The organism is Mycobacterium sp., assembly GCF_049585075.1.
Classification (GTDB): domain Bacteria; phylum Actinomycetota; class Actinomycetes; order Mycobacteriales; family Mycobacteriaceae; genus Mycobacterium.
On sequence record NZ_JBAUZA010000005.1, the window covers coordinates 1 to 9,854 of the forward strand.

Annotated in this window: 12 protein-coding genes and 1 tRNA gene; 7 read left to right on the top strand and 6 right to left on the bottom strand. The window is 63.7% G+C overall.

Annotated features, from left to right (window positions below; all coding sequences use genetic code 11):
* Positions 1–550: PGRS repeat-containing protein (locus WB785_RS00165; protein WP_424076682.1), on the bottom strand; the 550-nt coding region annotated here is incomplete at its 3' end.
* Positions 551–1,019: 469 nt separating this feature from the next.
* Here WB785_RS00165 and WB785_RS00170 point away from each other — a divergent pair.
* From WB785_RS00170 to WB785_RS00180, 3 genes are all read left to right on the top strand, one after another.
* A complete protein-coding gene (locus WB785_RS00170; RefSeq protein ID WP_424076683.1) occupies positions 1,020–1,616 on the top strand; it encodes a DUF1942 domain-containing protein in 597 nt (198 codons plus the stop codon).
* A gap of 140 nt (positions 1,617–1,756) precedes the next feature.
* Positions 1,757–2,539 carry a DUF732 domain-containing protein gene (locus tag WB785_RS00175; RefSeq protein WP_424076684.1) on the top strand — a complete coding sequence of 261 codons (783 nt, stop codon included), beginning with the start codon at positions 1,757–1,759 and terminating at the stop codon, positions 2,537–2,539.
* Between the two features lie 378 nt (positions 2,540–2,917).
* Positions 2,918–3,586 (top strand): arsenate reductase ArsC, encoded by a 669-nt coding sequence (locus tag WB785_RS00180; RefSeq protein WP_424076693.1) that lies wholly within the window; start codon positions 2,918–2,920, stop codon positions 3,584–3,586.
* Positions 3,587–3,591: 5 nt separating this feature from the next.
* On the opposite strand, the gene WB785_RS00185 is transcribed toward WB785_RS00180, so the two are convergent.
* Positions 3,592–4,065 (bottom strand): universal stress protein, encoded by a 474-nt coding sequence (locus WB785_RS00185; RefSeq protein ID WP_424076685.1) that lies wholly within the window; start codon positions 4,063–4,065, stop codon positions 3,592–3,594.
* Positions 4,066–4,503: 438 nt separating this feature from the next.
* On the opposite strand from WB785_RS00185, the gene WB785_RS00190 reads away from it, so the two are divergent.
* Positions 4,504–5,400 carry a L,D-transpeptidase gene (locus WB785_RS00190; RefSeq protein ID WP_424076686.1) on the top strand — a complete coding sequence of 299 codons (897 nt, stop codon included), beginning with the start codon at positions 4,504–4,506 and terminating at the stop codon, positions 5,398–5,400.
* A 65-nt stretch (positions 5,401–5,465) separates the two neighbouring features.
* On the opposite strand, the gene WB785_RS00195 is transcribed toward WB785_RS00190, so the two are convergent.
* Positions 5,466–5,539: transfer RNA gene (locus WB785_RS00195), tRNA-Pro, on the bottom strand.
* A 92-nt stretch (positions 5,540–5,631) separates the two neighbouring features.
* Between WB785_RS00195 and WB785_RS00200 the strand changes: the two genes are divergently transcribed.
* Together WB785_RS00200 and WB785_RS00205 are read left to right on the top strand one after the other, a co-directional pair.
* Positions 5,632–6,081 (top strand): helix-turn-helix transcriptional regulator, encoded by a 450-nt coding sequence (locus WB785_RS00200; protein ID WP_424076687.1) that lies wholly within the window; start codon positions 5,632–5,634, stop codon positions 6,079–6,081.
* A gap of 5 nt (positions 6,082–6,086) precedes the next feature.
* The gene (locus WB785_RS00205; protein WP_424076688.1) at positions 6,087–6,497 is read left to right on the top strand and encodes a VOC family protein; all 411 of its coding nucleotides are present in this window, start codon (positions 6,087–6,089) and stop codon (positions 6,495–6,497) included.
* Here the strand turns inward: WB785_RS00205 and WB785_RS00210 are convergent.
* Positions 6,494–7,513, bottom strand: a complete 1,020-nt coding sequence (locus WB785_RS00210) for an NADP-dependent oxidoreductase (RefSeq protein ID WP_424076689.1) — start codon at positions 7,511–7,513, stop codon at positions 6,494–6,496. The genes WB785_RS00205 and WB785_RS00210 overlap by 4 nt on opposite strands.
* Positions 7,514–7,576: 63 nt before the next feature.
* Between WB785_RS00210 and WB785_RS00215 the strand changes: the two genes are divergently transcribed.
* Positions 7,577–8,260 carry a DUF3060 domain-containing protein gene (locus WB785_RS00215; RefSeq protein WP_424076690.1) on the top strand — a complete coding sequence of 228 codons (684 nt, stop codon included), beginning with the start codon at positions 7,577–7,579 and terminating at the stop codon, positions 8,258–8,260.
* A 4-nt stretch (positions 8,261–8,264) separates the two neighbouring features.
* On the opposite strand, the gene WB785_RS00220 is transcribed toward WB785_RS00215, so the two are convergent.
* On the bottom strand, positions 8,265–9,047 hold the full coding sequence (locus WB785_RS00220) for a sulfite exporter TauE/SafE family protein (protein ID WP_424076691.1): 783 nt from the start codon (positions 9,045–9,047) through the stop codon (positions 8,265–8,267).
* Positions 9,048–9,083: 36 nt separating this feature from the next.
* The coding region (locus WB785_RS00225; protein WP_424076692.1) for a GTPase at positions 9,084–9,854 on the bottom strand (771 nt) is incomplete at its 5' end.

Genomic DNA, 9,854 nt, shown 5'->3' on the forward strand with positions numbered 1-9,854 from the left:
CGGCAGCGCCGTTGCCGCCGTTGCCGATCATCCCGGCGTCCCCGCCGTTACCGCCCTGGCCGAGCGCATCGGTGGCGCCGTTGCCGCCGTTGCCGAACCACAACCCGCCGGCTTCGCCGTTGGCCGCTGCCAACGTTGAGCCCGGCGTTCCGTCAGCGCCGTTGCCAATCAGCATGCCGCTGTTGCCGAGGTCGTGCCACAGCGTATTGAGCTGTGCGTCGTATGCCGCACCAAATGGACTCGCGATCCATTCTTGGGCGAGCGTCTGAAGCATCGTGTCGAATGAGCTAGCAGCAGGAGAGGGATCGGAGGCGGCCACCAGTGCCGAATCCGCTGCGCCCACGCCAAGATTGGTGCTGGCGGCTAGGTCAGCAGTGGGCGACCCCAGACCGGCCAGCGGATCTGTCAAGCCGGCAAAGGAACCGGCGATGGAATTGACAATTGAGTCGAAGATCGAGTCAAACCCGTCGGCATGAGCATTCGGCGCGGCGACCGTCGAGGTCATCGTCGCGGCCAGAAACGCGCCGGCAACCGCAACCGGACCGATCACACGACGTCGGCGAGCTTTTCCGTTGCGCGCCCGCCGATTCCGCGTCCTTGATTGGTGAGCCATCGCCGGCTCCTGACGGCGTCGAGGTTTTCTTAGGCGTGTCTAAGGTAGCTGCAAGATAGTCCTCAGGCGCAGAGTTGTCTGCCGAATCCTCGAACAGCCTTGAGAAAAACGGGCCCGATCACGACATGACCCTTGGGGTGCCATCGCACGAGGGCACTAAATCAATGCCAGAGGCAATTTGATAGTTGCCGCGGTGTCAGTTTTCTAATTGCTGGCAGGCGATGCTCGAACGCGCGTCCGGGGATAACGAAAATCGCGCCATTCCCCGAGGTAACGAGGGCCGGACCGGCATTTGGCATGCGATGACGTTTGAAATCGCCGCCGGTTGGCTATGCCGATTCAGTTCGGTCTCACCTAAATGTCGGGCGACCGTTTCAAACAACAAGGAGCGAAGAAGGAGCTCATCGTGAAGTTCACAACGACCACTTTCAAGACGGCTGTCGGGGCCGCGGGAATAGCTGCCGCGAGCGTCGTGGCCGCAGGAACTGCCGCGGCGGCGCCGCCAAACATCCAGGGATTCGGCACCAGTGAGCCGCTGATCGACGGACCGTTGGTGACCACCTACACGGTGAGCAACCTGCAGCCCAGCACCATCGCAATTCCTGGCTTCACCCCTAAAGGCACCCTCTACCAGGCAGACATCACCGCCAGGTCGGATGGCGGAACCGTAACCCCCATGGTTCGAGACTTCAGCGCCCGCGGGCCCAACGGTCAGACCTACAAGCTGATCGACAAGGTTGAGGTTCCGAATGGCCTTAACCCGGCGCCGATCCCGCAAGGCAGCGAATCGACGGGGACGTTGTACTTCGACGTGACAGGCGCACCGCCGAATGGCGTCGTCTACAACGACGGACTGCAGGACATTCTGATGTGGACGTCGAACGTGCCGGGCAACGCTGGGCCGGGTGCTCCGGCGAATTCCGGTCCGGCACCTGGCGGGCTTCCTGGTGCACCGGCGAACTCCGCTCCGGCACCGGGTCAGCCTCCAACCCCGGCCTCCTAATCCGGTCGCACATGTCTCCCCCCGCCACGCCTGGTGGCGTGGGGTGATATGCGGTTGCGGAAATTCTGTACCGCTGAACGGGTTCGAGTTGCCCGGCCATTGCCCAAACGAACACTGTCAGGCTGCTTTACGCTCAAACCATGCGCGATCAGAAGACGATCGACTCCGAGCTGCGGCGCCACGCAGAGTTGCGCCGCTCAATCCGCGAGCACGGCGGCGAGCTGTCGAGTCGTCAGATCGACGATCTTCTTGATGAGCGCCTAGGGCACCGTCCGGAGGCATCGGCACCGAGGTCGTTTTCGACACCGATCCGCGGTGTGGCGAAACGGACAAAATCACGCCTGCCCATTGGTAAGGGGGTGCTGTGGCGCATCGGCCCCCGCGCGGCGTTGCCGCTGTCTCTAGTCGCCGCAGCCGCCGTGTTAGTGGTGATGTTTACCGTTCACAACACACATCCGGCGGCGCAGCCGATTGCAGCCCCGCCGTCAAGTGCGCGACCTGACCCGGCTATGCCGAACCCTCCCGCCCCGGCCGCGCCGAAAGCACCCGTTTCGTCGGCAGACATTGTCGACAGGGCGTTGATCGACGCGTTGAAACAGGAGGGCCTGCCAGTTCCCAGCCCCGAATACGTGACGATCCACGGGCACGCGGTCTGCGACTTCCTAGCGCACCAACCCAATTTCCAGGAGGCCGTCAGCCTCGTGCAGCGAACGTCGATATGGGACCCCAATCAAAGCGCCGACTTCGTCGCGGGTGCCATAGTCTCGTACTGCCCTCTATACAAACCTGGCAACCAGGACCAGGCGCAGCAGGCATCCCAGAATGCGATTTCTGACCTGCAACGCATCGAAGGCGATCTGCAACGCATTCAAGGCGATTTACAAGGCATCCGAGATGATCTGCCGGCCCTCCCGGGCCATTAGTAGCCGCCGCGACCAAACAGCGGTTAAGTTATCGGGCTGAAGTCCGTTGAACGGCCGCATATTTCGCAGGCCCGTCTGGAACCATTTGGAATCAACCTAACGTTCGGCTGAGCTCGAGGTCCCCTGCTTAGCGGGTCCGGCGCGGTCAGCACACTACCAACACGCTCGGCGCGTTTCGCTCTCAAGGTGAATCTATGGGAACTGCAGGTGCGCCTGCTCGACGAAGCCGTGGCCGCCCTGGATTACGGACGAATTCCGGGTGCTTGCGCGGGGCAGGCGCCGGGGCAGCTTGGGCCGGCGGTCAATCCGCGTGGCCGGGCGAGGTTGATCGTCTCGCAACACGACAGGAAACTACTATCGATCCGTGGAGTGTTTGTCATGACCGAAAGCCCCGACCCGTTGGGCCCGCGCGTGCACAGCGACCTACAGGAGCTGGCGTTGCACGTCGCCGCGAGCGACCTGCAACGCGATTTTTCCGAAATGTTCGGCGTGGAGACTATCGAACGGTTCCTCCTCTCGTGTTACGACGAGCTCGCCGAGCGGGCCACCATCGCGAATTACTTGCCGCTGCTCGCCGAACGCTTTGCCCGCCAGCGCCTCAACGCAGTGGCCCGGGTGGAAGGCAAGATCAGCGACGGAAAACCCACGGCGCTGTTCTTGTGCACCCACAATGCCGGGCGCTCCCAGATGGCGCGCGGGTTCTTTGCCCGCCTGGCCGGGGATCGGGCGGTGGCCTGGTCAGGGGGATCCGAACCCGGCAACCAACTAAATCCCGCCGTCGTCGAGGCAATGACCGAGGTCGGCATCGATATCGCCGAGGAATTTCCCAAGCCCTGGACTGATGAGATCGTAAAAGCCGCCGACGTCGTTGTCACCATGGGCTGCGGCGATGCCTGCCCCATCTATCCCGGGAAACACTACGAAGAATGGACCCTGCCCGACCCGGCCGGGCAATCGTTGGACGGGGTGCGTCCGATCCGCGACGACATCGAAAAACACGTCCGCCGGCTCTTGGGCGATCTCAAGGTGCCCATCACAACTGAGTAGGTGAGTCAGCCGGTGGTGTAGACGATTAGCACGTCGGTTTTGGACTTGCGGGAGACTTCGGCTGGGACCGATCCCAGCAGCCGCCCGGCGACGCTGTTGAGTCCGACGTTGCCGACGACCAGCAGATCGGCGTGGACCTCCTCGGCTAGGTCCACTAGCGCGGTGATGGGGGCACCGACGATCGACTTCTCCTCCACGTTCTTTGCCCCGGCTTTGTGCGCCCGCTCCCTCGCGTTTTGCAGGATCGCGTAGACGGGGGCGTCACCCACCGTCCGGTAGTCCTCGCCGTGAGTGCTCCCCGGCGGCACGCTCCAACCGCCCTTTTCCTCGCGGGCCGGCTGATGCGCCGACGCAACGATCAATTTCGCGCCGTGATCCGCAGCTATCGCGCCTGCGCGGTCCACCGCACGCAGCGACGAGTCCGAGCCATCGGTGCCGACCACGACGGTTTGATAGGCGCTCGTTTCCCTGGCCGCCATCACATCTCCTCTGAGTCGAGCGAGGCGCTAATGAGGATCACCGTAGCTCCCGTCGGCGGACATTTGCACCGAATCGTCAGTGATCGAGGCTGTGGTGTAAGCGGGTCCACAACCATAAAAATGCCATCGGACCTGTGTCGGGCTGACAGGATTTGAACCTGCGACCACTTGACCCCCAGTCCATTCGAGGTGGTCCGAGGCCGTGGCCGCGGTGCTTGAAAGGTCGGCAATCTCGACAAGTGGTCCCACGGCGTCCCAAGGAATCTCAACCAGTTTCGGGGTTGCTGTGACAAAGTCGTGACAGCCTCACGACCAAACCGCAGGTTTGGCTAGAACTTCGGAGCCACAGGTTACGGACCGCCGCCGGCGGCCGAAGAAGAGATGGCTGGCCTGGACGCTATGCAACACTGTTTCCACAAAGCGACTGGAGGACTGTATATGTCGGGGTTTACGGGGGGAAGCCTCATCGCCGTTATGAAGACAGCCGGAGTGGCTTCTATATTGGGCTGGCTGCTGGTTCTGAGTGCGGGTCCCGCGTTGGCGGATCCGGATCCGGCTCCCGGTGATCCAGGGGTTGTCGCGCCACCCGCAGGCCCGCCTGCGCCGCCACCACCGTTCGCCGGCACGGCGCTATTCGGACCGCCGAGGATCGTCCCTGGCAACGGAGCGACGGTGGGTGTGGGCCAGCCGATCCTCATCAACTTTCCCGGGCTGGTCGATGACGCCGGCGCAGCCGAGAGCGCCGTCCACGTTTCTTCGGTCCCCCCGGTTGACGGCAAGTTCTATTGGCAGAGCCCCACGCAGCTGCGCTGGCGCCCACTGAACTTCTGGCCCGCCCACACCGAGGTGACCGTCGATGCGGGCGGCACAGTGTCGAGCTTCCATACCGGAGACACCCTGGTTGCCACGGCCGACGATGCCACGCACCAACTGACCGTCACCCGCAACGGGACCGTGGAGAAGACGATCCCGATGTCGATGGGCATGGCGTCCGGCGGCCACCAAACGCCGAACGGCACTTTCTACGTTCTGGAGAAGATGCCCTCGGTGGTGATGGATTCCTCGACTTACGGGGTCCCGGTCAGCTCGGCGAACGGGTACAGGGTGACCGTCGATCTAGCCGTGAAATTCGACAACAGCGGCGATTTCGTGCACAGCGCTCCATGGTCTGTTGATGACCAAGGTAAACGCGACGTCAGTCACGGCTGCATCAACATCAGCCCCACCAACGCAAAGTGGTTCTTCGACACTTTCGGTCCCGGTGACCCCGTCATCGTGACGCACTCCACCGGTGCCTACACAAGGAACGACGGCTCCAACGACTGGCAGAACTAGCTCGCGGCGGATAGTCAACCGTTTGGTACCTCAGCGATGGCTGGCAAAACCGCTTCTGACCTACGTCGGGCTGACAGGATTTGAACCTGCGACCACTTGACCCCCAGTCAAGTGCGCTACCAAACTGCGCCACAGCCCGGTGCCGCCGATGGATCACCGACAGCAGGTGGAAAGCCTACAGCAGACGGCGAAGCTCGCCCCACCCCAACGCGACATGGCACCATCGCGCAGGTGGGATCCAGACCTGCCGACGAGCAACACCTGCGCGACCTCGCGCGACTGCGCCGCGTCCGCGACCGGATCGACCGCGAGTACGCCCAGCCGCTGAACGTCGAGGCGCTCGCCCGCGACGCGAACATGTCGGCCGGCCACCTGAGCCGTCAATTCAAAATCGCCTACGGCGAGTCGCCGTACTCCTATCTGATGACGCGGCGTATCGAGCGCGCGATGGCACTGCTGCGTCGCGGCGACCTCAGCGTCACCGACGTCTGTTTCGCTGTCGGCTGCTCGTCACTGGGCACTTTCAGTACCCGCTTCAGCGAGCTGGTCGGCATGTCACCCAGTAACTACCGCGACCACACAGCTCGCACGACAGCGGGGCTGCCATCGTGTATGGAGAAGCAAGTCACCAGACCGGTCAGGAATCAAGAAGCGCCCGCCGCCACGCTGCACCTAGCGTGATCGTCATGGACATCACCATTCACTCAAGCATGCTCCCGCACGACGACCCGGAAGCCTCGCTGGCGTTCTATCGCGACACCCTGGGCTTCGAGGTCCGCCTCGACGTCGGTAAGGGCAAGATGCGGTGGATCACGGTCGGTCCGCCGAATCAGCCTGGCACATCAATCGTTTTGAGTCCGCCGACCGCAAACCCTGGGATTACCGACGACGAACGCCGCACCATCGCCGAGATGATGGCCAAGGGCACCTACGCGATAATCGTGCTGGCCACCAAGGACCTCGACGGCACCTTCGACCGGCTGCAGGCTGCCGACGCCGACATCGTCCAAGAGCCGACCGAGCAGCCCTACGGAGTTCGCGACTGCGCCGTGCGTGACCCCGCAGGCACCATGATCCGTATCCAAGAAGTGCCCTAGCCGGTTGTGGGTTCGCTCAACTTGACCAGCATCTTGCCGATGTTGGCCCCGGTGAACAGCCCGTTGAGGGCATCGACGCACGACTCGATGCCCTCAAAGATGGTCTCGCGGTGCTTGATTCGGCCTTCGTGCTCCCACTGGCGAAGCGAGGCGAAGGCCTCGTCGAAGCGGCCCCACTGATCGAGCGCGTTGAAACCTTGCATGGTCGCGGTTTTGGACAGCAGGTTCACGTAATTGGCCGGTCCGGGATGCTCGCCGGTCAGGTAGCTGGAGATGACGCCGCAGAGCACGACCCGTGCGTTCGTCGCCAGCCGGCCCAGCACCGCGTTGAGGATCGGTCCGCCGACGTTGTCGAAATAGACATTGACGCGCTTAGGGCAGTGTTCTTTGAGCGCCGCTTCCAGGTCGTCGTTTTTGTAGTCGATGCACGCGTCGAACCCGAAGTCCTCGACCACTGCTCGGCACTTCTCCCGCCCTCCCGCGATCCCCACCACCCGGGCGCCGGCGATCTTGGCGATCTGGCCGGCCACCGACCCCGTGGCACCCGCGGCGGCCGAAACCACCACGGTGTCCCCGGCCTGCGGTCGACCGACGTCGGTCATCCCGATATAGGCCGTCGCGCCGGTCGGCCCGTACACCGACATGATCGCCAGCTGATCGCTCTCCCCGGCAATGGGCGTGCTGAACACGTCGTCGCGGACAATCACGTACTCCTGGAAGCCGGTCAAGGTGGTGATGACGTCGCCGACGGCGTAAGCATCACAACGCGACGACACGACCTCGCCGATCCCCGCCGCCCGGATCACCTCGCCCACCTGCACCGGCGGTAGGTAGCCCGGTTGATCGTTGAGCCAGGTCCGGACGGCGGCGTCAAGGCCCACATAGGTGGTGCGCACCAGCGCCTCACCCTCGGCTGGCTCGGGGACCGGCGCGGTGACCAACTCCGTGTCAGCGGACTGCACTAGGCCGACAGGGCGGCGACGCAACACGATCTGGCGGTTGTTCAACTCAGGCACGATGCAAAAACTACCGAATGCGATTGAGCTATTCGTCCGATCTTGTTATGGGACCATCTGTTGATGGAATCCGAGGATGACCCCGAAGCCCGAATTCGGGAGCTCGAACGGCCATTGGCCGACACGGCGCGTGCGTCCGAAGCCGGCGTCAATCCGCCACCGGGCAAATGGGCTGCCCCACCCGGTCCCGCTTATCCACCGCCGCCGCCGAGTTTCGGCAGCCCGTCCCCCTGGACATCGCCGCGGCCCACCTCTCGTTACCGGATATGGTGGATCTTGGCCGCTTTCTTCATCATTGGGACAATTGCGGTCCCGCTGGGGCTTGCGGTCTTCGGCATCAACCGAGCGACGCACGGTGGGTTCACCACTCTGCTGCCCAATCCGACCGTCTCCTCGAATAGCGCGGCCCCCTCCGCCAGCGCGGCGCAAACCCCCGCCCCTGCATCGTCGGGCTCGCCAAGCTCAGCGCCCACAGCGCCGGCCGGTGCCACGCTGACCATCTCCGGGATCAAGGAGAACCGCACGATCGCCTGCAACAACAGCGCTGTCAACGTCAGCGGCATTTCCAACAAGGTCGTGATCACCGGCCACTGCGCAAGCCTGAATGTGTCCGGCGTCCAGAACTCGATCATTGTCGACGCCGTCGACTCCATCGACGCCTCCGGCTTCAACAACCAGATCACCTACCACGCCGGCTCGCCGGCCATCGAGAATTTCGGCGGACAGAACGTCGTGCAACAGGGCTAACCGGCTAGATGGTCACCAGCCGGTAGACGCCGATGAGGCCGACCACAACGATCGCAGCGCGCAACGCGTTTGGGGACAGTCGCCGACCATAATGTGCGCCCAACCATCCGCCGACCAGTGAGCCAGCCGCGATAAGGCCCGCTACCGACCAGCTGATCCGATCGAACGCTACCAATGTATAAGCCAGCGCCGCAACGACATTCACGACAAGCGCCAGCAGGTTCTTCGCAGCGTTCATCCGCTGCACCGATTCTGGCAACAGCGCACCCATGGCACCGACCAGCAGGATGCCTTGCGCCGCAGTGAAATAGCCACCGTAAATGCCGATCGCGAAAGTGCTTGCGACCAATGCGGTCATCCGGCGAGGCGATACGTCGTCCGTAGAGCGGCCTGCTCTCTCGGCGCGGTCGCGCGCCCACGCTTGGATCCGCGGCCCCACGACCACCAGGAGAAGCGCGATGATCAGCAGCACCGGAACCACGTCGATGAACACCTTCTCCGGCAGGTGCAGCAGCAGCCAGGCGCCCAGGATGCCGCCAACCACCGAGGCGGGCAGCTGCCAGCGCAGCCGATTCCACTGACCATCCAGCTCGCGCCGGTAACCCCAGGTACCCGAGACGCTGCCCGCAACCAGCCCGACCGCGTTGGACATCGTCGATGTCACCGGCGGAAAACCCAGCGCGACGAGCGTCGGAAAGGTGATCAACGTGCCCGACCCCACCACCGCGTTGATCGCGCCCGCGACCAAGCCGGCTAAGGCAACCAAGATCGCATGTGAAAGCGGCACCGAAAGACCCTATCGGGCGTCATTTCGGCGCTGCGTTCAGCGCTTGGCTTTCCGCTTCTCGCGCATCCGCACGTTGATCCGGATCGGACTGCCCTCGAAGCCGAAGGTCTCCCGCAGCCGTCGCTCCAGGAACCGGCGGTACCCCGCCTCCAAAAATCCACTGGTGAAAAGCACGAACGTCGGTGGACGGGCGGTGGCCTGGGTGGCGAACAGGATCCGCGGCTGTTTGCCGCCGCGCACCGGCGGCGGTGTCGCAGCCACCACTTCCTTGATCCAGGTGTTGAGCCGACCGGTGCCGATCCGGGCGTCCCACGACTCGAGGGCACTTTCCAATGCCGGCACCAGCTTCTGGACGGCCCGGCCGGTTTTCGCGGAAATGTTGACCCGCTGCGCCCAGCGCACCTGTACCAGCTCCCGGTCGATCTCGTTGTCCAGCTGGTAGCGCCGCTCATCGTCGACCAAGTCCCACTTGTTGAACGCCAACACCAGTGCTCGTCCGGCCTCGATCACCATCGACAGCACCCGCTGATCCTGCTCGGTCAGCGGCACCGATCCGTCGATCAGCACGATGACCACTTCGGCGGCATCGATAGCGCCGTGGGTGCGCACCGAGGCGTAGAACTCGTGCCCGCTTGCCTGCCCAACCTTGCGGCGCAGTCCCGCGGTGTCGACGAAACGCCAGACCTTGCCTTCCATTTCGATCAGCGAGTCCACGGGATCGACTGTGGTTCCCGCGACTTCATGGACCACCGAGCGCTGATCGCCGGCCAGCCGATTGAGCAGTGAGCTCTTTCCGACGTTCGGCTT